The following is a 23,227-nucleotide window of genomic DNA, read 5'->3' as shown; positions in this document are numbered from 1 at the left end:
TTCTGGACACCGGGACAAGACTCTGCCGGGAAGTTGGCAAAACGATCGGCTGACCTTTCACCCGCAACTGCGGCAAATCACTCCCGACAATGTGCCGGGCGTGCGGTCAGAACAACGTCGGGTCGGCCGGCTCGGCGGCAGGGGCCAGTGACACCCGGGCGGTCAGTTCCGGACCGTCGTTACGGACGTCGCCCACGGCCGCGCCCACCGGTCGGATCTCCAGGGAGGCCAGCCAGTCCAGCGGCGGCGGCGCGAGCAGTTCCGCCGGCTCGTCCGCCGGGCCCAGCCAGGTCGCCCACCGCTCCGGCGGCAACAGCAGCGGCATCCGGTCGTGCACCTCGGCGAGTTCGCCGAGCGCGGCCGTGGTCACCACGCTGAAGGTCAGCAGCGGTCCGGTGGGGGCGTCCCACACCGACCAGATGCCGGCGAAGGCGAGCACCGAGCCATCCGCCGAGGTCATGTAGTACGGCTGCTTGGACCCGCCCGGCTGGCGGACCCACTCGTACCAGCCGTCGGCCGGCACCAGTGCCCGGCGGCGGGCGAAGGCACGGGCGTACGCCCGGCTGGTGGCGACCGTCTCGGCCCGAGCGTTGATCATGCGGGCGGCATTGGCGGGCGACCGGGACCAGCCCGGCACCAGCCCCCAGCGCCCGAGCGAGAGCGCGCGGTGTCCCGGCGCGCTGAGCCGGACCAGCGGCACCGGATCGGTCGGTGCGACGTTGTAGTCGGCGACCAGCCCGCCCGCGGTCTCGTCCGTGGCCTCGAACAGTCCGCTCAGGTCACCGGCGCTCCGGGTCGTGGCGTACCTCCCGCACATGCCGCACACGCTAGCGCGCCGCCAGCCGTTCTGACGTCCCGTCCACCGGGAGCGGCGACGGTGGCAGGGCGCCTGCCCGGTCCCGACACGGCAGAATGTAGCTGTGGGGAACCTGACCGCGACCCGGCCGCTACAGCCGTGGACCGCCCCGACCGCCAGCGATCCGGTCACCGCTTCGCTGCGCCTACCCGGCTCCAAGTCGATGACCAACCGCGCCCTGGTGCTCAGCGCCCTGGCCGCCGGCCCCTCGACCCTGGCCAAGCCGCTGCGCGCCCGGGACACCGAGCTGATGGCCGGCGGGCTGCGCGCGATGGGCGCCCACGTGTCGATCGCCGACGACGAGCGCTGGCTGGTCCGGCCGCACCGGCTGGTCGGTCCGGCACACGTCGACGTCGGGCTGGCCGGCACGATCATGCGCTTCGTGCCGCCGGTGGCCGGGCTGGCCGAGGGGCGGGTCACCTTCGACGGCGACCCGCACGCCCGCACCCGGCCGCTCGGGCCACTGATCGAGGCGCTGCGCTCGCTCGGCGTACGCATCGACACCACCGGTCCCGGCAGCCTGCCGCTGGCCGTCCTCGGCACCGGCCGGGTGACCGGCGGAGAGGTCGTGATCGACGCCTCCGCCTCCAGCCAGCTGGTTTCCGGGCTGCTGCTGGCCGCGCCGCGCTTCGACCGTGGGCTGGTGGTCCGGCACGTCGGCCCACCGGTGCCCTCCGCGCCGCACCTGCGGATGACCGTGCAGATGCTGCGGGCCGCCGGTGCGGCGGTCGACGACAGCACCCCGGACGTCTGGGTGGTCGAGCCGGGCCCACTGACCGGCCGCGGCTGGGAGATCGAGCCGGACCTCTCCGGCGCGGTGCCGTTCTTCGCCGCCGCCCTGGTCACCGGCGGCGAGGTGACCCTGCAAGGCTGGCCGCGCGGCAGTGCCCAGCCGGTGGAGCGGCTGCGCTCGCTGTTGCAGCAGATGGGTGCGCAGGTCGCGATGACCACCGAAGGGCTCACCGTGCGGGGCACCGGGACGGTACGCGGGCTGCGCGCCGACCTGTCGGACGTCAGCGAGCTGACTCCCGTGCTGACCGCGCTGGCCATGCTCGCCGACTCCCCGTCCATGCTCACCGGGGTCGGTCACATCCGGGGCCACGAAACCGACCGGCTGGCCGCGCTGAACCGCGAGTTCGCCTCGCTGGGCGCGGACGTCACCGAGTCGGCCGACGGGCTGGAGATCCGCCCCCGGCCGCTGCGCGGCGGAGTGTTCCGCACCTACGATGACCATCGGATGGCACACGCCGCCGCGGTGGCCGGACTGGCCGTGCCCGGCATCGAGCTGGACGACGTGGCGTGCACCTCCAAGACGATGCCCGAATTCCCGGCACTGTGGTCGGCGATGGTGACCGGCAAGAGCTGAGCGGACAGACAGGAGCGGCCCTGGCGACCAGGCGGCGAGAGTACGACGAGGACGACGTACGGGTCCGGCCCGGCAGGTCCTCCCGTCCGCGTACCCGCACCCGACCGCAGCACGCCGACGCCGAGCACGGCTTCGTGATCGCGGTGGACCGGGGGCGGTACACCTGCGTGCTGACGGCAGCGCCGGACGCCCCCACCGTCACCGCGATGCGCGCCCGCGAACTGGGCCGCAAGTCGGTGGTGGTCGGTGATCGGGTCGGCCTGGTCGGCGACACCTCGGGCGCACCCGGCGCGTTGGCCCGCATCGTTCGGATCGAGCCACGCCGGTCGGTGCTGCGTCGTACCGCCGAGGACGACGCCAGCACCGCCGAGGGGCGGCTGGAGCGGGTGGTGGTGGCCAACGCCGACCAGCTCGTGATCGTCAGCGCGCTGGCCGATCCGCCGCCCCGAACCGGCTTCATCGACCGGTGTCTGGTGGCCGCGTACGACGCGGACATCGAGCCGTTGCTCTGCCTGACCAAGGCCGACCTGGCCGGCCCGGAGGCGGTGCTCGACTACTACACCGAGTTGGAGCTGCCGTACGTGCTGATCCGGCCGGACTCGCCGCTGGACGCGCTACGCAACCTGCTCGCCGGCCGGGTCTCGGTGCTCGTCGGGCACTCCGGGGTCGGCAAGTCGACGCTGGTGAACCGTCTGGTGCCGGAGGCCGACCGGGCGGTCGGCACGGTCAGCGCGATCGGCCGGGGCCGGCACACCTCGACCAGCGCGGTCGCGCTGCGGCTGCCCGCCGTGGCCGGCACGCCGGACGATCCGGGTTGGATCGTGGACACCCCGGGGGTACGCAGCTTCGGGCTGGCGCACGTGTCGGCCGAGAGCCTGCTGCACGGCTTTCCGGATCTGGTCGAGGCCACCGTCGACTGCCCGGCGAACTGCCCGCACACCGCCGACGAGACCGACTGCGCCCTGGATGCCTGGGTCGCCGACGGTCGGGCCGATCCGCGTCGGCTGGCCTCGTACCGCCGGTTGCTGGCGTCCCGGGCCGGTGAGACCGACCCGCGCGGCGCGACGAACCCCCGCGACGAGACCGAGCACGATCCGCGCGGGCGCGTGGAGTGAGCCGGCGTCGCCCCCGTCCGGTGGGACGCCGGTGACGTCGCTACGGTGCAACGCATGACCGGGTACGCCGACGACCTCGCCCTCGCCCACCGGCTCGCCGACGCCGCCGACGCCATCTCCATGGCCCGGTTCGGCGCGCTCGACCTGCGCGTCGAGTCGAAACCGGACCTGACCCCGGTCTCCGACGCGGACACCGCGGTGGAACGCGAGATCCGTGCCCTGCTGGCCGAGCAGCGGCCCGACGACGGCCTGCTCGGCGAGGAGTACGGCGCCACTGCCGCCACCGGAGCCCGGCAATGGGTGGTGGATCCCATCGACGGCACCAAGAACTTCGTCCGGGGCGTACCGATCTGGGCCACCCTGATCGCGCTGCTGGAGCAGGGGCGTCCCGTGGCCGGCGTGGTCTCCGCGCCGGCGCTGGGCCGCCGCTGGTGGGCGGCGCGGGGCACCGGGGCGTACGCGGGCCCGGACGCCACCCGGGGCGAGGCGATCCGGGTGTCCGGGGTGCGCGAGCTGGCCGACGCGAGCCTCTGCTACTCGTCGCTGGGCGGTTGGGAGGAGGCCGGCCTGCTGGAGCCGGTGCTCCAACTGATGCGGGACACCTGGCGCAGCCGGGCCTACGGCGACTTCTACGGTTACATGCTGCTGGCCGAGGGTGCACTCGACGTCATGATCGAACCCGAGTTGTCGCTCTGGGACGTGGCCGCGCTGGTACCGATCGTGACCGAGGCCGGGGGCACCTGCACCGACCTGGCCGGTCGTCCGGCCCCCGCCGGAGCCGAGACCAGCGCCGTGGCCAGCAACTCGCTGCTGCATTCCGACATCCTCGACCGGCTGGCTCGGCCGGCCGCGCGCTGACGCCCGGTAACCTCTATCCTCGCCAGGTGGCTACCGCAGGTTGGTGTTTTCTGGCGGCGATGATCGTCGCGTACGGCATCGCCAACCTGTTGCAGTCGGTCGCCGCCGCCCGCACCACCGTGCACCACACCTTCGATCCGGGGCTGTTGCTGCGCCTCGCCGGACACCGCACCTATCTGGTCGGCCTGGCCTGCCAGGTGGCCGGGTTCGTGCTGGCCTTCCTGGCCCGCCGGGACCTGCCGCTGTTCCTGGTGCAGGCGAGTGTGGCCGCCGGGCTGGGGGTCACCGCCCTGCTGGGTGTGATCGTGCTGAAGTGGCGGCTGCCGATGTCCGAGGTCGTCCTGCTGCTGTTGCTCTTCGCCGGGATCACCGCGCTGGTGCTCTCCGCCCGGCCGGCACCGTCCAAACCGCTGGGTACGGCAGGGATGGTCGCCCTGCTGGTGACCCTCGGGGTGATCGCGGTGCTGGGCTTCTTCGCGGTGCGGCTACACGGCGCACCCGGCTCGGTGGCGCTCGGCTCCCTCGCCGGCCTGGGCTTCTCCGCCGCCGCGGTGGCCGCCCGCCCGCTGGCCTCGGCGCCGACCTGGGACGCCTTCCTCACCGATCCGCTGCTCTACCTGCTCATCGGCCATTCCATCGTCGGTCAGCTGCTGCTGGGGCTGGCGATGCAGCGTGGTTCCACGACGGCGGCGGTGGCCGCCATGGACGCGGCCGGCGCGGTGCCCGCCGCGATCATCGGCCTACTACTGCTCAACGACAAGATCTGGCCGGGCCGGGAATGGCTCGCCGGCATCGGTTTCCTGGTCACCCTCGCGGCGGTCATCGGGCTCACCCGGTACGCCGAGCCGCAACATCATCACGCGGTGGCCCGGGAGACCACCCGCGCCGTGCTGGACGGCGGCAAGGGCACCCGGCCGACGCCTCGGGTGGCGTCGGCCCCGCTGCTCGGCACCGAGCCGACCGAGCCGGCTCAGGCCGCCTCGACCGGTTTACGCCGGCCGATCACCCGCTCGTAGAGCCGCTCCAGCGCGCTCGCTGTCCGTTCCCAGGTGTAGCTGCACCGGACCCGGTCCACCGCGGCGTGCCCGTACGCGAACCGGCCCGCGTTGTCGGTGATCAGCCGGCGCAGGGTCATCCCCAGGGTGCGGACGTCTCCCGGTGGCACCAGCTTGCCGGTGACCTCGTCGACGACCGCATCGGCGATGCCGCCCATCGCGTAGCCGACCACCGGGACACCGCAGGCCATCGCCTCCAGTGACACCCGGCCGGCGGAGGAGTAGTGCGGGGTGCAGGCCACCACGTCGGCCGAGCGGTACCAGGTGGCCATCTGGTCGTGCGGCACCGCACCCACCAGGTGCACCTGGTCGCCCACGCCGACCCGCTCGGCCAGTTCACGCAACCGGCGGGCCTCGGCGTGACCGGCCAACTGACTGGCCGGCGGCCCTCCGGCGATCACCAGTTCCGCGTCGCCGACCAGACGCATCGCGCGGATCAGGTCCTCCTGACCGTGACCGGATGCCAGGCCGCCCACGGAGAGGATCCGGGACCGCTGGTCACGCGGGGCGGCCTCGCCGTCGGGGTGGAACAGTGCGGTGTCCACACCGGTCGGCACCATCGCCACCGAGGTGCGTTGCAGACCCATCCGGGTCAGCTCCTCCACCTCGTCGTTGCACTGGGCCACCGCGATGTCCACCGCCCTGGTCAGCGCCCGCTCCAGCGGGATGCGGGTCCCCGGGCCGTCGTACTGCGGGCCGAGGTGACGCAGTTGCTCCATGCCGATCGAGTGGAACGTCTGCACGACAGGGATGTCGGTCTCCCGTACGGCGTGCGCGGCGGCCAGCCCGCCGACCCAGTAGTGGCCGTGCACCACCTCGGGTGTCCAGTCGACCGCCCACCGGTCGGCCAACCACTGGCCGAACTCCGACACGTACGGCACCAGCTCGGCGGTGGGTATCGGGGTCACCGGTCCGATCGGCGCCCGCTCGATCCGGTAACCGTCGACCAGGTCGCTGTCGGCCGCGTCCGGATCGTCCCGGCGGGTGTAGACGCGCACGTCGTGACCACGCCCGGCGAGTTCGGCGGCCACCCGTGCGATGTGCTGGTAGGTGCCGACGACGGTTCCGTCGCCGGAGCTCGGCGCAGCGGCATGGGCGCAGACGAGGCCGACGCGCATGGTCACCTCCATGCGGGATTGGGCGGTGGTCCTCCGGTCAGAGCGTCCCATTAACCGGGTCCGCAGGAGTCGAAACCTGGCAGATCGGGATGTGACCGGCGGCATGACCGGCGACGTGGTGGGGTATCGGTGCGGAATGCCCCTCGCCCGACCGCTCCGCGACACCACGGTGGTGATCACCGGTGCCTCCAGCGGCATCGGCACGGCAACGGCGTACGCCCTGGCTCGGCGCGGGTGCACCGTGGTGCTGGCCGCCCGGAACAAGCTGGCGCTGCGGACGGTCGCCCGACGCTGCGGCGAGCTGGGCGGCGCGGCGCTGGTCGTACCCACCGACGTCACCGACCCGGCGGCGGTCGAGCGGCTCGCCGCGACCGCGGCCGGGCAGTGCGGCCGGATCGACGGCTGGGTCAACAACGCGGCGGTCGGCGTGGTCGGGCTGTTCGACGAGATCCCGGTGGCGGAGTTCCGCCGGGTGCTGGAAGTGGATCTGCTCGGCACCGCGTACGGCATGCGGGCGGCGCTGCCGCACCTCGACGCGGCCGGTGGCGGTGTCGTGGTCAACAACGCGTCGGTGCTGGCCGAGGTGGCGATGCCGTACCAGTCCGCGTACAACGCCGCCAAGCACGGCATCCGGGGCCTGGCCGACACGGTCCGCCAGGAGTTGCGGCTCACCGGGCGCGGCAACATCTCGATCTGCACGGTGCTGCCGGCCGCCATCGACACGCCCTTCTTCCGGCACGCCGCGAACCACAGCGGCCGGACGCTGGCACCACCGCCGCCGGTCTACCCGCCGGAGCTGGTCGCGGAGACCATCGTGCGGCTGCTGCGCCGGCCCCGGCGCGAGACGTACGCCGGGGGCGCCGCCCGGTTGATCGGCCTGCAGTGGCGACTCGCCCCGGCGCTGGCCGAACGGGCCCTCGCCTGGTACGCCCACCGCACCCAGTTCGGCCCCACCCCCCACCCCGACGGCGCCGGGAACGTCTACCGGTCGGCCGCCGAGGGCGTACCGGAGGGTGGCTGGCATGGTCGTCGTCGGCAACTGATCCGGATCACCGCGGCCCTCGGCCTGGCCGCCGCCGGCACCGCGGTCGGCACCGTCGCGGCACTGGCCCGTCAGCGCCGCGACAGCCGCTGACCGGGGCGGGGTCCTTGCCGATCCGCCCCGCCGATGCCGGTTATGGCGCAGGGGCAGCGGGTAGTGGAGCAGGTATGCGCGAAGACGAGTACCCGACTCCGCTGTCCGACCCCGAGGCCGACGGTCTGCCCGACACCGCCGACGACGACTCGACGGCCGGGGACGACGTACTTACCGGCCGGGAGGCGGACGGACCGGCCCCCGCCCAGCTGCCCGGTGACCGCGTGCCGGTCGCCGTGGACGAGTTCGGCACCACCGCCGACGAGCAACTCGACGGTGAGTCACTGGACTACAAGCTGAACCGGGAGCAGTTCGAGCTGCCGGTGGACGATCCGCTGGCCGGCCCGGTGGACCCGGACATCGCGGCCGAGGCGGACAGCCGGGAACAGGCCGCGCAGGCGCAGCTCGACGCCGACATCATCGACCCGGGCCCCACCTCCGACCCGAAGTCCCCGGTCTCGATCTACGACCACGGACAGTTGGGCACCGTCGCGGACGCCACGGTGGGTCGGCTGGTCGAACCGGACGAGGGTACGCACACCGACCAGGAGACCGATTCGATCGCGTACGACGCGGGTGCCGCCGGCGGCGGGGCCAGCGCCGAGGAGTTGGCCATCCACGAGACCCGCCCCCCGCACTCGGTGTGACGCCCCTAGGTTCTGTCTCGCGGATCTTGGTACGAAGTGGCCTTCATGGGAGCCATTTCGCACCAAGATCTCGCGGCTGAACCTAGTCGTCGAGGCCGCGTTCGATGGCGTAGCGGGTCAGTTCGACCCGGTTGTGCAGCTGTAGCTTGCCGAGCGTGTTCTGCACGTGGTTCTGCACCGTACGGTGCGACAGTCCGAGCCGCTCGGCGATCTGCTTGTAGGACATCCCCTTGGCCACCAGCCGCAGCACCTCCGTCTCCCGGTCGGTGAGCCGGGGTGTGCTGGCCCCGGTGCCGGTCGGCGCCGGCCCACCGGCAGCCGCCAGTCGGCGGTACTCGCCGAGCACCAACCCGGCCAGACCGGGCGTGAAGACGGGTTCGCCGGCCGCCGTCCGCCGCACCGCGTCCAGGAACTCGGCGAGGGCGGCGGACTTGAGCAGATAGCCGGTGGCGCCGGCCTTGACCGCGTCCAGCACACCCTGCTGTTCGCCACTGGCGGAGAGCATGAGCACCCGGACCTGCGGCCAGGCAGCGCGCAGCCCACGGATCACCTCCACCCCGGAGACGTCCGGCAGTTGCAGGTCCAGCACCACCACGTCGGGTCGGGCGGCGGTCACCACCCGGATCGCCTGCCGCCCCTCGCCGCAGCTGGCCACCACCTGATGGCCCGCCTCGGTGAGGTCGCGCGCCACCCCTTCCCGCCACATCGGGTGGTCGTCCACCACCATCACGCGCAGGCCGCTCACGGGTTTCTCCTCGGCACGGTGAGTTCGACTTCGGTACCGGCGCCCGGGGTGGAACTGATCGTGGCGGTGCCACCGAGATCGGTGAGCCGGCCCTGGATGGCCTGGGCCACGCCGAGCCGGCCCTGCGCGGCGGCCTCCGCGAGCCGGTCCGGCGCGAAGCCCGGGCCCTCGTCCCGGATCGACACGGTCACCGTCGCACCTTCGTCCTCGACCAGGATCCAGGCCCGCTCGCCGCCGTGGCGGGCCACGTTGTCGAGCGCCGCCCCGGTCGCCGCGGCCAGTTCGCGGGCCACCGCCGGGGGTAACGGCACCACGCTGGCGGGAGCGGACAGCGAGACGGTGGCCGAGGCGTACCGGCCGAGCAGTTCGCGCAGATCCACCGGTGCCTCGACCCCGTCGGACCGGACCGGACCGGCGCGGAAGACCAGCTCGCGCAGGCCCAGCGTCAGGCCGCTCACCCCGGTACGGGCCGGGTCGGTGCCCGACGCGCTCCGCTCCGCCGGCACGCCGGCCGCCAGGGGGCCGGCAGCGGAGATCAACGCGCGGAGCGCCGCCTCCTGCTCACCGGCCAACCGGGCCAACTCGCCGGCCTCGCCGTCGAGTCGGGCGCCCCGGCGCTGCACCAGGGCGAGCACCTGGAGTACCGAGTCGTGGATGTCACGGGCCAGCCGTTCCCGCTCGCGGGTGGCCGCCTCCAGTTCGACGGCGTGCTGCAACCGCTCCTCCGCGCGTACCGCCAGCCGGGCGACGTGCCCGACCACCACGCCGGCGAGCAACATCAGGATCGCCCCGTTGAGCGCGGTCGGGGTGACCATGCCCCGGGTCGCGAGGTCGGTCCCGCCGAGGACGAGCGCGGCGGCGGTACCGCGGCGCCGCCCGCCGGAGACGGCCCAGGCCAGCACCGGCCCGCTCAGCCAGGCCACCGCCAGCGTCGGTAGGCCGGCAGCGAGCGCTTCCCGACCCATCACCCATGGGGTGACCAGCAGGATGGCCACCACGACGCCCAGATCGGCCAGGAGCAGTGGCCAGCCGCGCCGGGCCGGTGCCGCGTAGCCGACCGCGGTGGCGACGGTCCAGCCCGCCATCGCCAGTACCAGCGCACCGGCGGCGAGCGGATGCGCGTACCGGTCCGCGTCGCGGGCCACGACCACGCAGACGTACGCCAGGGAAGCCACCCGGAAGACGGCGACGGCACGCCAGAGCGGGACCTCGAATCCACCGGGCGCGGGCACGTGCGCCACGATGCCACAGGCGGTCCGCCGGCACCTCAGCCAATGCGGCCCAGTGAACCCTGACGTACGGTGGTAAATGCCGCGTAAACCTCTGCGATCTCCTGTCGGGACGGGGCCATGACGAACGCAGAACCCCCCACACCGCGTACGGTGGTGCCCATCGAACACGCCCTCCTGATCGCCGACGCCTTCGACCAGGCACAGGTGACCGAGCTTCGACACTCGGTCACCTCCTGCGCGCACGCCGCCGGGCTACGCGACGAGCGCCTGGACGACTTCGTGCTCGCCGTCAACGAGCTGATCACCAACGCCGTGCGGCACGGCGGCGGTCAGGGCTGGCTGCGGCTCTGGGTGGAGCCCGGTCTGCTGGCCTGCGAGGTCTCCGACCACGGCCAGGGCATCAGCGATCAGCGACTCGACGACCGCAGCCGCCCCGCGCCCGACACGGCCGGCGGCTGGGGGCTCTGGCTGGCCCGCGAACTGACCGACGCGATGGACGTCGAGACCGGCCCGGCCGGCACCACGGTACGCATCATCACCGCGACCGTCCCCACCGAGCAGCACACCGGCCGCCACCGGCTGGAGTGAGTCACTCCCAGCGGTTGCCGGTGAGCTTCTCGTAGACGTCCACGTAGCGGGCCCGGGTGGCCTCCACCACCTCGGCCGGCACCTCGGGCGCCGGGTCCTGCTTGTTCCAGCCGCTGCCGGCCGCCCAGTCCCGCACGTACTGCTTGTCGTAGGAGAACTGCGCCCGACCGGGCTGGTACGACTCAGCCGGCCAGAACCGGGACGAATCCGGAGTGAGCACCTCGTCTGCGAGCACCAGCGTGCCGTCCACCGCCCACCCCAACTCGATCTTGGTGTCGGCGACCAGGATGCCCCGGTCCGCGGCCAGTTCGGTGCCCCGGCAATACACGTCGATCGTCAGTTTGCGCAGCCGTTCGGCGGTTTCCGTGCCGACCTTGTCGACGACCTCGGCGAAGGTCATCGGCTCGTCGTGCTCGCCCATCGGCGCCTTGGTCGACGGGGTGAAGATCGGCTCGGGCAGGATGGACGCCTCGACCAGCCCGCGCGGCAGCTCGACACCGGACACCGCGCCGCTGTGTTCGTACTCCTTGAGACCGCCGCCGGTCAGGAAGCCCCGGGCGACACACTCGATGGGCACCATCTCCAGGCGGCGACAACGGATCGCCCGGCCGGCGAACTCCGCCGGCACGTCGGTCGCCGAGATGACGTGGTTGGGCACCAGGTCGGCCAACTGCTCGAACCACCACAGCGACAGCGCGGTGAGCACCTTGCCCTTGTCCGGAATCGGGGTCGGCAGCACCACGTCGTAGACGGAGATGCGGTCCGAGGCGACCAGGACGAGATCATCGCCGTCGGCGTAGACGTCCCTCACCTTGCCCGAATGCAGAAGTTCCACGGCGACAAGTAGACCACGCGCCGCGCACACCCCCGAAAAGGAAGGGCCCCTTCTTAACGCCTCCGGTAGAGCAGGGGCCCCTTCTTAACGCCGACGGCCGCGAGTCATCCGGATCACCAGCAGCACGACCACCGCCACCACCACCAGGCAGCAGAGCAGGCTCACGAAGCCGAAGAAGCCGCCGCCGCGCCGTCGGCGGGCGGCCTCGACGACCAACTCCCCGGTGCCGGTCGAGGCCCAGGCGGCAACCGGGACGAACACCGACAGCACGACCGTGCCCAGGAGCGTGCCGAGCCGCCCCCACCACTTGCTGAACGAAGACATGGCCTCATCCTCGCCGACCGGCACAACCCGGGCCGTTGAATGGGGCTCGTGTCGGCGGTGGTTGGTGGAACGACGATGGCCCCGGACCAAGGTCCGGGGCCATCGTCGTGCAGTAGCGGGGACAGGATTTGAACCTGCGACCTCTGGGTTATGAGCCCAGCGAGCTACCGAGCTGCTCCACCCCGCGTCGGTGGAATTACCTTACCGCACCCACCATCGCACCGATCACCCACCCCGTCATCGACCGCGACATCCGGCACGAACCCCGCCCGACCAGGCCCGTCCGCGACTGGCGGAGACGGCCACGACCCGACCTGGTGATCCAACTGGGCGCCGACCGACCCGCCGCGCTCCTGGCCGCCGGCCACGCTGCCCGGTGCCGCCCGGTGCCGCCGACGGCTGTCCTGGCCGTCCGCCGCCCGGAACCGTGCGGGGCGTACCGGAGAACACCCCGGCCTTGAGCGGACCGGAAACGGACGATGGCCCCGGACCGAAGTCCGGGGCCATCGTCGTGCAGTAGCGGGGACAGGATTTGAACCTGCGACCTCTGGGTTATGAGCCCAGCGAGCTACCGAGCTGCTCCACCCCGCGTCGCTAGATCCAACCGTAGCGCACCACCCCGGGCCGCCGCAAAACGACCCCCGGAACCCGCCGCTGCCAGCTCCGTCCCGGCCGGTGCCGACGCCGGGCGATGCCGCAACGACGCTGGTCACGCGGCGGACGGCCGCGTCGAAGCGGGCCAGGCAGACCGAAGGGCCTGCGGCGACGATCGAGGGATCGCCGGGCCGCAGGCCCTTAGGGTCGACCGTCAGCCGTTCGGTGACGGGCTGCCCGTGGGCGTCGCACCCTGAGCGCCGCCTCCGCTGGCCGCCTGCTGGGCCTGCTGGAACGCGGTCAGCGCGTCGTCCAACTCCTTCAACGCGCGGCCGTACCGCTCGAAGTCGCCGGACGTCTGCGCGGCCCGCACCTCGGTGATCGCGGTCCGCACCCGGTCGGCGGCCACCGCCAGCTCGCCGGTGAGCGGCGGCGCGTCACCGGCCGGTGGCGTGGGCGACGGGCTGGCCGTCGGCTCCTCACCGTCGGCCGGCGGCTCCTCCGTGGCCGGCGGCGGATTCCCGGCGGCGGCCCGCTTGCCCTGCTCTACGAGCTGCTTGATGCCGTCGGCCGGGTTGTCGGCCAACACCACGAAGGAACCACCGTCGCCATAGGACATCAGTACCTTCTGCAGCAACGGGTACGCGTCGGTCTGGTTGCTCTTCACGTAGACCGGCTCGACGTACAACATCCCGTTGCCGAACGGCAGGGAGAGCAGGTTGCCGTACTGCACCTGGGCCTGGTTCGAGGAGAGCAGGTTCAGCTGCTGGCGGATGTTGGCGTTGTTGGTCATCTGCTGGTGCACCTGCACCGGACCCGAGACGCGGGTCTGGTCCGGCAACTCCAGCACCTGCAACGTCGGCCGCCCGTCCTGGTACGACCCGGAGATCAGCGCGGCCAGGTTCTGCCGGCCGTTCGGGGTGACCGCGCTGGTCAGCTGGAAGCGCGGCGCGTCCTGCTCGGGCAGCTGGGTGTAGAGGTAGTACGGCGGCTGCTTCACCCCGCTGTCCGGCGCGTCCGGCACGTTCGGCACCTGCCAGAAGTCCTGCCCCGAGTAGAAGTCGCCGGGGCTGGTGACGTGGAACCGGGTCAGCAGGTTGCGCTGCACCTTGAACAGGTCGGCCGGGTAGCGGAAGTGGTCGGCCAGCGCCGGCGGGATCTCCGCGCGCGGCTTGACCAGGTCGCCACCGAACGCCTTGTTCCAGGCCTTGAGCACCGGGTCGTTCTCGTCGAACTCGTAGAGGGTGACCGTGCCGTCGTACGCGTCGACCGTCGCCTTGACCGAGTTGCGGATGTAGTTGACGTTCTCCCGGGCCAGCTGGATGGTGCCCCGGCCGGTCAGCTCGTCGGTGGTCTCCTGCTGGAGGTTGACCCGCTCGGCGTACGGGTAGGTGGCCGAGGTGGTGTAGCCGTCCACGATCCACAACACCCGGCCGTCGACGACCGCCGGGTACGGGTCGCCGTCCAGGGTGAGGAACGGCGCGACCTTCTCCACCCGGTCCCGCGCGTTACGCACGTAGAGCAGCTTGGAGTTCTCGTTGACCGCCTCGGAGAGCAGGAAGTTCGCCTCCTGCTCCTTGATCGCGTAGAGCAGCCGCCGGGTGAACGAGCCGATCTCGACGCCACCCTCACCGCTGTAGGTGTAGTAGGACTCACGGCCCTCGCCGCTCTCGCCGGCCGGCCGGTCGAACTCGGCCGGGCTGGCGTCCGGGTTGGGCCTACCGACGATGGCGTAGTCGCCGTCCTGCATCCGCTCGCCGTAGTAGATCCGGGGCTGGCTGGCCGGGATCAGGTCGCTCGGCGAGGAGCAGGACTCCTGCGACCGCTCGCCGAGGAAACCGGAAACGAAGTACGGCTGACCACCGCAGACCACCTGGTTGGCGGGGGCGGCCACCACCCCGTACCCGTGGGTGTAGACGGTGTGCCGGTTGATCCAGTTGCTCTGCTGGGCGGTCAACTCGCCGTAGTTGATCTCGCGTACGCCGACCACGTAGTCCTGGGTCTTGCCGGCGACGGTGTAGCGGTCGATGTCCAGCTTCGGGCCGAAGTCGTAGAAGCCACGGACCTGCTGCAACTGGGTGTAGGTCTCGCTGACCAACTGGGGGTCGAGCAACCGGGCGTTCGGCACCACCGAGGTGTCGGTGGCCAGGCTCTCCGGCGGGGTCAGGTTGTTGGCGGCGTACGCCGAGTGTTTCGCGATGTCCAACCCGTACGAGGCGCGGGTGGCCTCGATGCTGCGCTGGATGTACGGCGCCTCCTTGTCCCGGGCGCTGGGCTTGACCTCGAAGGTCTGCACCGCCCAGGGATAGATGCCGCCGATCGCCACCGCGGAGACGCCGAGCAGCGCCAGCGAGATGCCCGGCCAGACCAGGTTGCGCATCCAGGCGTTGGAGAACACGATGATCGCGATCGCCACCACCACGGAGATGTAGGCGAGGATCTCCTTGGCCGGCAGCAGCGCGTTGATGTCGGCGTAACCGGCACCGTAGACGCCCACGCCGTCGTTGTACTCAAGCAGCATGGAGCGCCGGTCCAGCACGTACGCGACCGCCTTGAGCAGCACGAAGACCGCGACCAGCGAACTCAGGTGAGCACGGGCGGCGTTGGTCATTCGGTCACCCACGCCCTGCAGGCGCACCCCGCCGAACAGGTAGTGCACGGCCAGCGAGCCGATCAGGGCCAGCACCACGGCGGTGAAACCGAGGCCGAGCAGGAACCGCCAGAACGGCAACTGGAAGACGTAGAAGCCGAGGTCGGCACCGAACTCCGGGTCCTTGACGCCGAAGTCGCCGCCGTTACGGAAGAGCAGCCACTGGGTCCAGCGGCTCTGGGCGGACAGTCCGGCGAACAGCCCCACGATCACCGCGGACAGCGCGATCCACAGCCCGAGGCGCGGCCCGAGCAGCATCCGGTACCGCTCCAGCGTGGCCTGTTCCGGCGAGTGCGGCCGGTTGCGCGGCCGCAGTCGTTGGGCGAGCCAGAGGTTGCCTCCGATGATCAACGCCATCCCCGCGGCGGCGGCCAGGAAGAGCACCAGCCGGGTGAGGAGTACGCCGGTGAAGACGGACGTGTAGTCGACCTCGGAGAACCAGAGCCAGTCCGTCCAGGCCTGCACCCCCCAGCCAAGCAGGGTGAACAAGACGAACACCCCGATCAGTACGCCGACTGTGACGCGTCCGCGTCGGCTCATCCTCGGCAGGGGGCTGCTGCTACGCATGACCACTGTTGGCTCCGCACGCTCGATATGATCGGCACCGACCAGGCACCCAGAGTACGGGGTGTTCCTGAACGCATCCGCGCAAGGTCGCGTGGCTGCTGCCGCGAGGGCCCGCCGGCCGCCGGTACGCGCCCCGCGTCATCCCTGCTCAGAGGCTTGATCGTCAGCCGGGGCGGCAGGCCACCGGACGGGTCAGCAATGGGTCGGTTCACCGCCGGCGCGCATCGTCTCCAGCGCGGCCAGCGCCTCGTCGAGCGTGCCCACCTTCACCAGCGGCAGGTCCGGCTGCCGGTTGCGTACCGCCTCGGCGCAGTTGGCCGCCGGCACCAGGAAGGCCGTCGCCCCGGCGCGCTTCGCCCCGACCAACTTCTGCGGGATGCCACCGATCGGACCGACCTGACCAGCGTCGTCGATGGTGCCGGTGCCGGCGATGACCCGGCCACCGGTCAGATCCTCCGGGGTCAACTTGTCGATGATGCCCAGCGCGAACATCAGGCCGGCGCTGGGACCGCCGATGTCCTTCAGGTCGATGGAGAGGGTGAACGGGTGCGGCTGCTGCTGCCCGATGTCGACCCCGATGCGGGGGCGGCCGTCGATCTCCCGGCTGGTGATCGTGGCGGTGTCGGCGGCCCCGTCGCGGGTGTACCCGATCCGCAGCGCCGTGCCCGCCGGTTTCGCCCTGATCAGCTCGGTCAGCCGGGAGGCCAGCGGCACGGTCTCGCCGTCCACCGAGGTGATCACGTCGCCCTCCTGGAGCACCCCGGCGGCCGGGCCGTCGGCGGACACCCCCTTGACCACGACCTGCACCTCGTACCCGAGCTTGCGCAGCGCGGCGGTCTCCGCGCTGGTCTGTGAGACCTGGAAGTCCTCGGCGTTGCGCTGTTCGACCTGCTCCCGGCTCTCTCCCGGCGGGTAGACCAGCTCGCGTGGCACCACCGCCTGGTCGTCGGCGAGCCAGCCCTGGATGGCCGCCCGCAGCTTGACGCTGGGCTGCACACCCACCGTGGTCAACCGCAGTTGACCAGCGGAGGTGGAGGTGTCCCGGCCGGTAACCTGGATCACCTGCTTGCCGTCCTCCTGACCGAGGGTGTCGACGGTCGGACCAGGACCGAGAACCACGTACGGGACGGGCGCACCGAGCACCCCGATGCTGAGTAGAGCGGTGAGCAGAGCACCGAGAAGGACGGTCACGCCGCGACGTCTCATGCGGCAGAGCGTACCGATCCGGGCCACAGCGTCCGGGCGGCACGACGGCGACTTCGCCCTCAGCGCAACAGCGGCGCGGGCGACCTGGGGTGCGGCACGCGTACCGTAGACGTCGTGCCTGATATTCCGTTCGGTTTCGCGCTACCGGGTGGGCAGCCGCCCGATCCCAACGACCCCGCGCAGATGCAGCAGTTCATGTCGCAGTTGCAGCACCTGCTCTCCGCGCCGGGAAGCGGGCCGGTCAACTGGGACCTGGCCCGCCAGGTCGCGGCCAGCCAGCTCGCCGCGGCGGGCGACCCGGCGGTCTCGCCGTACGAACGAAATTCCGTCGAGGAGGCGCTGCGCATCGCCGACCTCTGGCTGGAGCCGGCCTCCGCGCTGCCCTCGGGCATCCGGACCGTGGTGGCCTGGAACCGCAACGAATGGATCTTCAAGACTCTCGACGTCTGGCGCAAGCTGTGCGATCCGGTGGCCAGCCGGATGGTCGGCGCGATGGGTGACCTGGTGCCGCCGGAGGCCCGCGCCCAGCTCGGCCCGATGCAGTCGATGGTGGCGACGCTGGGCGGCGCGCTCTTCGGCGGGCAGCTCGGCCAGGCACTCGGCTCGCTCGCCGCGGAGGTGCTCTCCGCCGGTGACATCGGCCTGCCGCTCGGCCCGGCCGGCACGGCCGCGCTGATCCCGGCCAACATCCGCAGCTACGGCGAGGGCCTCGAACTGCCCGAGGACGAGGTACGCCTCTACGTGGCGCTGCGTGAGGCGGCACACCAGCGACTCTTCGAGCATGTGCCGTGGCTGCGCGGGCACGTGCTCAACGCGGTGGAGACCTACGCCGCCGGCATCCGGGTCAACCGGGAGGCGATCGAGGAGGCGATGGGTCGCGTCGACCCGACCGACCCGGAGTCGATGCAGGCCATCGCCCTGGAGGGGATCTTCACTCCGGAGGACAGCCCGACGCAGAAGGCGTCGCTGGCCCGGTTGGAGACCGCCCTCGCGCTGGTGGAGGGCTGGGTCTGTCACGTGGTGGACGGCGCGGCGGCCGGCCGACTGCCGAACCTGGTGGCGCTGGGCGAGGCGTTCCGTCGGCGCCGGGCGGCCGGCGGGCCGGCCGAGCAGACCTTCGCCGCACTTGTCGGTCTGGAGCTGCGGCCCCGCCGGCTGCGGGAGGCTGCGGCGCTCTGGGCGGCGCTCACCGAGCACCGGGGCATCGGCGGCCGGGACGCGCTGTGGGGACACCCCGACCTGCTCCCCTCCGACGAGGACTTCGCCGACCCGGTGGCCTTCGCCATGGCCGACGTCGACCTGATGAGCGAGTTGGAGAACTTCGACTTCACCGCGCCCGGCGGCCCGGAGGAGAAGGCCCCGGGCGAGACGGACCGGCGGGACGAACCGCCGGGCGGTGGCACCCCGTCCTGATCACCGCTGGGGTGCGGGATCCGGCGGGATCGGGTTCGAGTGGTTTTCGCGGCGTCGCCGAGGCCACTCGAACCCGGATCGGGCAGCTGTCAGGCCATCCCGTGCCGGCCGGCGCCGGACAGTAGCGCCCGGGTGTTCTCCCAGCCGGCCAGGGCGGGGTCGAGCCGGGCCAGGTCCGCCGGGCCGCGCAGCCGGTGCCAGGACGGCGTGACCGCCAGGTCGCCCGGGCGGGGCGCCGCCGCGCGCACGGCCGCCGGCACCGCAGCGTCGAGATCCAGCGGCGGCAGCCAGCGCGGTACGGGCAGCCGGGCCGCCGCACCCAGCAGGCCCGAGCCACCCTCGACGGGTGCGACCGCGACCGGACGGCTGGTCAGCGGGCGCAGCAGTTTGCCGATGGTGAGCCCCGGCAGGTCCGGTGCGTCACCGGCGACCACCGCCGCCTGCTCGTACCGGCCGGGCACCGGTTGGACGTCGCCCGGGTCCGGCGCTGCTCCGTCACCGCCACCCAGCGCGGCGAACACGGCGTTCGGGGTCGGTTCGGGCACTTCGTAGACGCTGGTGCCGGGCCAGATCACCGCGTCGGCCAGCCAGCGGTCCGCCGGGGTGACCGCCACTGCGGTGTCCGCCTCGTTGAGCGTGGCGAGCAGGTCCACCACGTCCTCGGCGAGCGCCGTACGCCAGTCGCCCGGGTCGATGCCGGGCGGCGCCCAGGTGACCGGCGCGAGCAGAGCCACCACCACACGTCGGGCCATCCCCCGACCCTACGCCGGCCAGATCTGGCGTGCCCCACCGGCGGGGCGCTCCCGGGGCCGTCCGGCCGCGCCTACCCGGGCGCGGTGCTGCGGGCGGTGTTGCCTGGCTCGTCGGCGGTCAGGGGGTACCGGAGACGGCCGCCACACCCTCCAGGTAGCCGCGGGCGCGTTCGGTCTTCGGGTACCTGCCGACCAGCGCCCAGAACTCGGCGTTGTGACTGGCCACGATGAGGTGCACGAGTTCGTGCAGCAGCACGTAGTCGATGACCCAGTCCGGCATCTCCTGGATCCGGTGCGACAACCGGATGGACCGGTCCGCCGGGGTGCAGGAGCCCCAGCGGCCGTTCTGGTTGCTCACCCACCGGACGCTGGCCGGTAGCGCCTGGTTGCCGTACTCGGCCAGGTAGAGCTTGATCAGTCGGCCGGCGCGCACCAGCAGTTCCGCGTCCGAGCGGGCCAGCCGGCCCTCCCGGGCGGCGAGCCGGGCGAGCATCCGGTCGACCCACTCGCTCTCCTCGGCCCGGGAGAACTGGTCCGGGATGAGGACGACGACGCGCTCACCGTCGCGGTAGGCGGACACCGTGCGTCGCCGGCGCTGGCTGCGCCGTACCTCGACGACCGGCTTCCGCGGCCCAGCCATCAGTGGACCGCGCAGCCTCGGTTTGCTGTCACGATGGCAAGGTAATGCGTTGCGACCAGGGGTCCGCAAGGGTCAACCCCACGACACGCGCCCGGAAAATGGTGATTGGTCGCCAGGAGTCCCGAAAAATTTCTTGCCGGACCGGCGTCCGGCATCACGATCACGCTTCGTGAGGGCCGACGAGCTGTCACACCAGCCACGCACCACGCTAGGTGATCATTGCAGCAGGACACCGAACGGGGGCGCCGGGCCCCGCCAGGCGGGCACGACCAGCGAATTTGCGGGCCTCCGGTCGGCGTGTCCCCGCGAAACTGGCTGATCTGGCCCGATTCGGCGTGCACACTCTCGACGTCGCCTTGCTCACAGTGGCAATGCGCAGCTGACATGGAACCGCCCACACCTGGGTAGGGTCCGCCAACCAGCGGTCACGTGGGTGGCCGCGGAAAAGACCAGCGCCGGACGCCGTACGCGACCGCCGCCGGTAACCCGCCGGGCCGGTATCGACCGGCGGACGAGACGAGGAGGGCAACGTGGCCGACCAGGCCCAGACCTACAACGGTTACTGCGTCAAGTGCAAGGAGAAGCGGGACTTCGAAGGCCGCGTCGAGGTCTCGAAGACCGGCATGAACATGGCCAAGGGCAAGTGTCCGGTGTGTGGCACAACAGTGAACCGCATCCTCGGCAAGGCCAAGGTCTGACGTACGCGTTCCGCGAGCGGGGGTGGCCACCGGCCACCCCCGCTCGCGTGTCCGGCTGACTGTCGGACGGCCGACTCCAGTTACCCGCCGGTTGTGGATATCTCGGCAAATCCTGTGGACAGCGCTGGATCTGGGGCTGCCCACCTGTGGACAACGATCGACGGAGAGCGGGGATTCGGTCACTATTCGTGCCCATGCCGTCATCCCTTCCGTCCCCCCGCCCCACCCTGTTGCCCGGACTCAGCCGACTCTGGCGCGACCGGCACACCCTCCAGCTCGGGCTCGACCAGGAACGGGCCGTCCTCGTGGAGATCGCGGACCCACGGGCCGCCGGGCTACTCGACCTGCTCGACGGCGCCCACAGCGAACGGCAGGTGTTGACCGGGGCGGATGCGCGTACCGAGCACGCCCGCACCCTGCTCGACGCCCTGCGCTCCGCCGGACTGGTGGTGCCGGCGCACACCCTCGTGCCCCGCGAGCTCACCGGAGCACGCCGCGCCCGGCTGGCCACGGAGGCCGCCGCGTTGGCGCTCGTCGCCGCCCGGCTCCCGGGAACCCCCGCCCAGGTGCTCCGTCGCCGCCTGGCCAGCCGGGTCACGGTCACCGGCGCCGGCCCGCTCGGCGCCGCCATTGCCGTGGCCCTGGCCCAGGCCGGCGTCGGCCACGTCCACCCCGACCTGCCCGGCCCGGTCCGGCCGATCGACCTGGTCGGCACCGGCATCGCAGCCGGCGAGATCGGCCGTCCGCTCAGCCCGGCGGTCCGGGCCGCCGTGGACCGCTCGGCACCCGGCACCGGCACCAACCCGCCGCGCCGGCCACGACCCGACCTGGTGATCCAACTGGGCGCCGACCGACCCGCCGCACTCCTGGCCGCCGGCCACGCCCAGCGGCGGCAACCACACCTGCTGGTCGACATTCGGGAGGGTGTCCCGGTGATCGGGCCGCTGGTCCGGCCACCGGACGGGCCCTGCCTGGGCTGCCTCGACCTGCACCGCACCGACCGTGATCCCGACTGGCCGACGCTGGCCGCCCAGCTCGCCAGCCGCCCGGTCACGCCGAGCTGCGCCGCGAGCGTGCTGCTGGCGGCCACCGCGGTCGCGGTCGGCGAGGCCCTGCACCAGCTCGACGGAGGCACGCCGGAGACCCTCGGCGCAGCGATCGAGATCATTTCGCCGGGCAACCTCCGGCGCCGCCACTGGCCGCCGCATCCCCGCTGCGGGTGCTCGCGTACCAAGGTGCCTGGTGGCCAGCCCGGCCGCACAGCAGCAGCGGGCCCACGGAGTCGGTAACAATGGCCAGGTGACCGACATCCCGCGCCGGGCCGTCTCCCGGACCGCCAAGCTCGCCGCTCTGCCGCTCGGCTTCGCCGGCCGGACCGTCCTCGGCATGGGAAAGCGCGTCACCGGGCTCGCCTCTGACGTGATCTCAGCGGAGATCCAGCAGCGTACGGCCGAGCAGTTGTTCAGCGTCCTCGGCCAGCTCAAGGGTGGGGCGATGAAGTTCGGCCAGGCGCTGTCGGTCTTCGAGGCCGCGCTGCCGGAAGAGATCGCCGCGCCCTACCGGCAGGCCCTGACCAAACTCCAGGAAGCCGCCCCACCGCTACCGGTCGCCAGCGTGCACAAGGTGCTCGCCGAGCAACTCGGCCCCGCCTGGCGGGACCGGTTCGTGAGCTTCGACGACTCCCCGGCCGCCGCGGCCAGCATCGGCCAGGTGCACCGCGCGGTGTGGCGGATGCCGGACGGCACGGGTCGCGCCGCAGCCGTCAAGATCCAATATCCGGGCGCCGGTGACGCGCTGCTCGCCGACCTCAAACAGCTCTCCCGGTTGGGCGGCATGTTCCGGGCCATCCAGCCGGGGCTGGACGTCAAACCGCTCCTGGCCGAGTTGCGGGAGCGAATCACCGAGGAGTTGGACTACGAGTTGGAGGCGGAGTCGCAGCGCGCCTTCGCCACCGCGTACGCGGACGACGCCGAGATCTACGTACCGATGGTGTTCTTCGCCTCGCCCCGGGTGCTGGTCACCGAATGGGTCGAGGGCACGCCGATGGCCGACATCATCCGGGAGGGCAGCGAGCAGCAGCGCAACGAGGCGGGGCGGCTGATGGCCACCCTTCACCTGTCGGCACCCGCGCGGGCCGGATTGCTGCACGCCGACCCGCACCCCGGCAACTTCCGGCTGCTCCCCGACGGCCGGCTCGGAGTGATCGACTTCGGCGCGGTGGCCCGGATGCCGGACGGAACCCCGGAACCCATCGGCCGCATCGCGGGTCTCGCCCTGCGCGGCGACGCCGACGAGGTGGTCGCCGGCCTACGGTCCGAGGGCTTCGTCAGCTCCGACGCTCCGATCGACGCCCACGGGCTGCTGGAGTTCCTGCGTCCGATGCTCGATCCGATCGCCACCGACGAGTTCCGGTTCACCCGGGCCTGGCTGCGGGCCGAGGCCGCCCGGCTGGCGAACCCACGCTCACCGGCGTACCAGTTCGGTCGGCAGCTCAACCTGCCGCCGTCGTACCTGCTCATCCACCGGGTGACCCTCGGGTCGATCGGCGTGCTGTGTCAACTGGAGGCAAAGGCGCCCTATCGCGGCATCCTGGAACGCTGGCTGCCCGGCTTCGCCGCGGTCAGCTGACCACGCCACCGCCCCGCGCCACCACTCGCCCGCATCACGGCGCGTCCGCCACGGCCCGCCGACGCCACCGCTCGCATGCGCCACCGACCTTGCCGCGCCACCGGCCGCATGCGCCACCAACCTTCCCGCGCGACCGGTCGCAAAAGCACTTTGTTAACAAGGGGCCCCTTTACCACCGGAGGCGTTAACAGGGGGCCCTTCCTTG

Annotated in this window: 21 protein-coding genes and 2 tRNA genes; 11 read left to right on the top strand and 12 right to left on the bottom strand. The window is 72.1% G+C overall.

Going from position 1 to position 23,227, the window contains the following annotated elements:
* Positions 1-106: 106 nt before the first annotated feature.
* The gene (locus E0H26_RS12260; protein WP_131303714.1) at positions 107-817 is read right to left on the bottom strand and encodes an SOS response-associated peptidase; all 711 of its coding nucleotides are present in this window, start codon (positions 815-817) and stop codon (positions 107-109) included.
* Between the two features lie 103 nt (positions 818-920).
* On the opposite strand from E0H26_RS12260, the gene aroA reads away from it, so the two are divergent.
* Genes aroA through E0H26_RS12240 form a run of 4 tightly spaced genes read left to right on the top strand, consistent with a single transcriptional unit; the run spans position 921 to position 5,211 of the window.
* On the top strand, positions 921-2,222 hold the full coding sequence (gene aroA / locus E0H26_RS12255; RefSeq protein ID WP_131303713.1) for a 3-phosphoshikimate 1-carboxyvinyltransferase: 1,302 nt from the start codon (positions 921-923) through the stop codon (positions 2,220-2,222).
* On the top strand, positions 2,192-3,337 hold the full coding sequence (gene rsgA / locus E0H26_RS12250) for a ribosome small subunit-dependent GTPase A (protein WP_131303774.1): 1,146 nt from the start codon (positions 2,192-2,194) through the stop codon (positions 3,335-3,337). The genes aroA and rsgA overlap by 31 nt, the downstream gene beginning before the upstream one ends.
* A 54-nt stretch (positions 3,338-3,391) precedes the next feature.
* Positions 3,392-4,195 (top strand): histidinol-phosphatase, encoded by an 804-nt coding sequence (gene hisN / locus E0H26_RS12245; protein WP_131303712.1) that lies wholly within the window; start codon positions 3,392-3,394, stop codon positions 4,193-4,195.
* Positions 4,196-4,254: 59 nt separating this feature from the next.
* Positions 4,255-5,211, top strand: coding sequence for a hypothetical protein (locus tag E0H26_RS12240; RefSeq protein WP_206025037.1), 957 nt, complete (start codon positions 4,255-4,257; stop codon positions 5,209-5,211).
* On the opposite strand, the gene E0H26_RS12235 is transcribed toward E0H26_RS12240, so the two are convergent.
* On the bottom strand, positions 5,166-6,368 hold the full coding sequence (locus E0H26_RS12235; RefSeq protein ID WP_131303710.1) for a glycosyltransferase: 1,203 nt from the start codon (positions 6,366-6,368) through the stop codon (positions 5,166-5,168). The two genes, E0H26_RS12240 and E0H26_RS12235, sit on opposite strands and share 46 nt — an antisense overlap.
* Before the next feature lie 136 nt (positions 6,369-6,504).
* Here E0H26_RS12235 and E0H26_RS12230 point away from each other — a divergent pair, with 136 nt between their 5' ends.
* The gene (locus tag E0H26_RS12230) at positions 6,505-7,503 is read left to right on the top strand and encodes an SDR family oxidoreductase (RefSeq protein WP_240742117.1); all 999 of its coding nucleotides are present in this window, start codon (positions 6,505-6,507) and stop codon (positions 7,501-7,503) included.
* Between the two features lie 74 nt (positions 7,504-7,577).
* Positions 7,578-8,150 carry a DUF5709 domain-containing protein gene (locus tag E0H26_RS12225; RefSeq protein WP_131303708.1) on the top strand — a complete coding sequence of 191 codons (573 nt, stop codon included), beginning with the start codon at positions 7,578-7,580 and terminating at the stop codon, positions 8,148-8,150.
* 82 nt (positions 8,151-8,232) lie between these two features.
* Here the strand turns inward: E0H26_RS12225 and E0H26_RS12220 are convergent, their stop codons facing one another.
* A complete protein-coding gene (locus tag E0H26_RS12220) occupies positions 8,233-8,877 on the bottom strand; it encodes a response regulator (RefSeq protein ID WP_131303772.1) in 645 nt (214 codons plus the stop codon).
* A gap of 14 nt (positions 8,878-8,891) precedes the next feature.
* Positions 8,892-10,127: a MacS family sensor histidine kinase gene (gene macS / locus E0H26_RS12215; RefSeq protein ID WP_165521826.1), complete on the bottom strand. Its 1,236-nt coding sequence runs from the start codon at positions 10,125-10,127 to the stop codon at positions 8,892-8,894.
* Between the two features lie 117 nt (positions 10,128-10,244).
* Between macS and E0H26_RS12210 the strand changes: the two genes are divergently transcribed.
* The gene (locus tag E0H26_RS12210) at positions 10,245-10,715 is read left to right on the top strand and encodes an ATP-binding protein (protein ID WP_131303707.1); all 471 of its coding nucleotides are present in this window, start codon (positions 10,245-10,247) and stop codon (positions 10,713-10,715) included.
* A gap of 1 nt (position 10,716) precedes the next feature.
* On the opposite strand, the gene E0H26_RS12205 is transcribed toward E0H26_RS12210, so the two are convergent.
* The 6 genes from E0H26_RS12205 to E0H26_RS12180 all read right to left on the bottom strand — a co-directional run bounded on the left by E0H26_RS12205 (position 10,717) and on the right by E0H26_RS12180 (position 16,891).
* Complete coding sequence (locus E0H26_RS12205; RefSeq protein WP_131303706.1) at positions 10,717-11,550, bottom strand: phosphoribosylaminoimidazolesuccinocarboxamide synthase; 834 nt, start codon at positions 11,548-11,550, stop codon at positions 10,717-10,719.
* An 84-nt stretch (positions 11,551-11,634) separates the two neighbouring features.
* Positions 11,635-11,874, bottom strand: coding sequence for a hypothetical protein (locus E0H26_RS12200; RefSeq protein WP_131303705.1), 240 nt, complete (start codon positions 11,872-11,874; stop codon positions 11,635-11,637).
* A gap of 113 nt (positions 11,875-11,987) precedes the next feature.
* Positions 11,988-12,061, bottom strand: a tRNA-Met gene (locus E0H26_RS12195).
* A 330-nt stretch (positions 12,062-12,391) separates the two neighbouring features.
* Positions 12,392-12,465, bottom strand: a tRNA-Met gene (locus tag E0H26_RS12190).
* A gap of 217 nt (positions 12,466-12,682) precedes the next feature.
* Positions 12,683-15,685 (bottom strand): UPF0182 family membrane protein, encoded by a 3,003-nt coding sequence (locus E0H26_RS12185; RefSeq protein ID WP_206025031.1) that lies wholly within the window; start codon positions 15,683-15,685, stop codon positions 12,683-12,685.
* Between the two features lie 192 nt (positions 15,686-15,877).
* Positions 15,878-16,891 (bottom strand): YlbL family protein, encoded by a 1,014-nt coding sequence (locus E0H26_RS12180; protein WP_206025029.1) that lies wholly within the window; start codon positions 16,889-16,891, stop codon positions 15,878-15,880.
* A gap of 114 nt (positions 16,892-17,005) precedes the next feature.
* Here E0H26_RS12180 and E0H26_RS12175 point away from each other — a divergent pair, with 114 nt between their 5' ends.
* On the top strand, positions 17,006-18,304 hold the full coding sequence (locus E0H26_RS12175) for a zinc-dependent metalloprotease (protein WP_165521825.1): 1,299 nt from the start codon (positions 17,006-17,008) through the stop codon (positions 18,302-18,304).
* Between the two features lie 89 nt (positions 18,305-18,393).
* On the opposite strand, the gene E0H26_RS12170 is transcribed toward E0H26_RS12175, so the two are convergent.
* Entirely contained in the window at positions 18,394-19,056 is a 663-nt protein-coding gene (locus tag E0H26_RS12170; RefSeq protein ID WP_131303703.1) for a hypothetical protein, read from the bottom strand.
* Between the two features lie 118 nt (positions 19,057-19,174).
* Positions 19,175-19,696, bottom strand: a complete 522-nt coding sequence (locus E0H26_RS12165) for a M48 metallopeptidase family protein (protein ID WP_131303702.1) — start codon at positions 19,694-19,696, stop codon at positions 19,175-19,177.
* 530 nt (positions 19,697-20,226) lie between these two features.
* On the opposite strand from E0H26_RS12165, the gene E0H26_RS29275 reads away from it, so the two are divergent.
* The 3 genes from E0H26_RS29275 to E0H26_RS12155 all read left to right on the top strand — a co-directional run bounded on the left by E0H26_RS29275 (position 20,227) and on the right by E0H26_RS12155 (position 23,022).
* A complete protein-coding gene (locus tag E0H26_RS29275; protein WP_012014940.1) occupies positions 20,227-20,394 on the top strand; it encodes a DUF5679 domain-containing protein in 168 nt (55 codons plus the stop codon).
* Between the two features lie 194 nt (positions 20,395-20,588).
* Positions 20,589-21,683, top strand: coding sequence for a TOMM precursor leader peptide-binding protein (locus E0H26_RS12160; RefSeq protein ID WP_131303701.1), 1,095 nt, complete (start codon positions 20,589-20,591; stop codon positions 21,681-21,683).
* A gap of 10 nt (positions 21,684-21,693) precedes the next feature.
* Complete coding sequence (locus E0H26_RS12155; RefSeq protein WP_131303700.1) at positions 21,694-23,022, top strand: ABC1 kinase family protein; 1,329 nt, start codon at positions 21,694-21,696, stop codon at positions 23,020-23,022.
* Positions 23,023-23,227: the final 205 nt, after the last annotated feature.

This window comes from Micromonospora zingiberis (assembly GCF_004331455.1).
In the GTDB taxonomy this organism is placed as follows: domain Bacteria; phylum Actinomycetota; class Actinomycetes; order Mycobacteriales; family Micromonosporaceae; genus Micromonospora; species Micromonospora zingiberis.
The sequence above is the reverse complement of the archived record's forward strand: the minus strand, read 5'-3'. Positions and strand labels throughout refer to the sequence as shown.

Excerpts from the sequence above, each read along its gene's own strand:
- E0H26_RS12235 (WP_131303710.1), bottom strand. The coding sequence starts at position 6,368 with ATGCGCGTCGGCCTCGTCTGCGCCCATGCCGCTGCGCCGAGCTCCGGC.
- E0H26_RS12180 (WP_206025029.1), bottom strand. The coding sequence starts at position 16,891 with ATGAGACGTCGCGGCGTGACCGTCCTTCTCGGTGCTCTGCTCACCGCT.
- E0H26_RS12230 (WP_240742117.1), top strand. The coding sequence starts at position 6,505 with ATGCCCCTCGCCCGACCGCTCCGCGACACCACGGTGGTGATCACCGGT.
- E0H26_RS12260 (WP_131303714.1), bottom strand. The coding sequence starts at position 817 with ATGTGCGGGAGGTACGCCACGACCCGGAGCGCCGGTGACCTGAGCGGA.
- E0H26_RS12160 (WP_131303701.1), top strand. The coding sequence starts at position 20,589 with ATGCCGTCATCCCTTCCGTCCCCCCGCCCCACCCTGTTGCCCGGACTC.
- E0H26_RS12200 (WP_131303705.1), bottom strand. The coding sequence starts at position 11,874 with ATGTCTTCGTTCAGCAAGTGGTGGGGGCGGCTCGGCACGCTCCTGGGC.
- E0H26_RS12220 (WP_131303772.1), bottom strand. The coding sequence starts at position 8,877 with ATGGTGGTGGACGACCACCCGATGTGGCGGGAAGGGGTGGCGCGCGAC.
- E0H26_RS12185 (WP_206025031.1), bottom strand. The coding sequence starts at position 15,685 with ATGCGTAGCAGCAGCCCCCTGCCGAGGATGAGCCGACGCGGACGCGTC.
- E0H26_RS12240 (WP_206025037.1), top strand. The coding sequence starts at position 4,255 with ATGATCGTCGCGTACGGCATCGCCAACCTGTTGCAGTCGGTCGCCGCC.
- E0H26_RS12165 (WP_131303702.1), bottom strand. The coding sequence starts at position 19,696 with ATGGCTGGGCCGCGGAAGCCGGTCGTCGAGGTACGGCGCAGCCAGCGC.
- E0H26_RS12170 (WP_131303703.1), bottom strand. The coding sequence starts at position 19,056 with ATGGCCCGACGTGTGGTGGTGGCTCTGCTCGCGCCGGTCACCTGGGCG.
- hisN (WP_131303712.1), top strand. The coding sequence starts at position 3,392 with ATGACCGGGTACGCCGACGACCTCGCCCTCGCCCACCGGCTCGCCGAC.
- E0H26_RS12225 (WP_131303708.1), top strand. The coding sequence starts at position 7,578 with ATGCGCGAAGACGAGTACCCGACTCCGCTGTCCGACCCCGAGGCCGAC.
- E0H26_RS12210 (WP_131303707.1), top strand. The coding sequence starts at position 10,245 with ATGACGAACGCAGAACCCCCCACACCGCGTACGGTGGTGCCCATCGAA.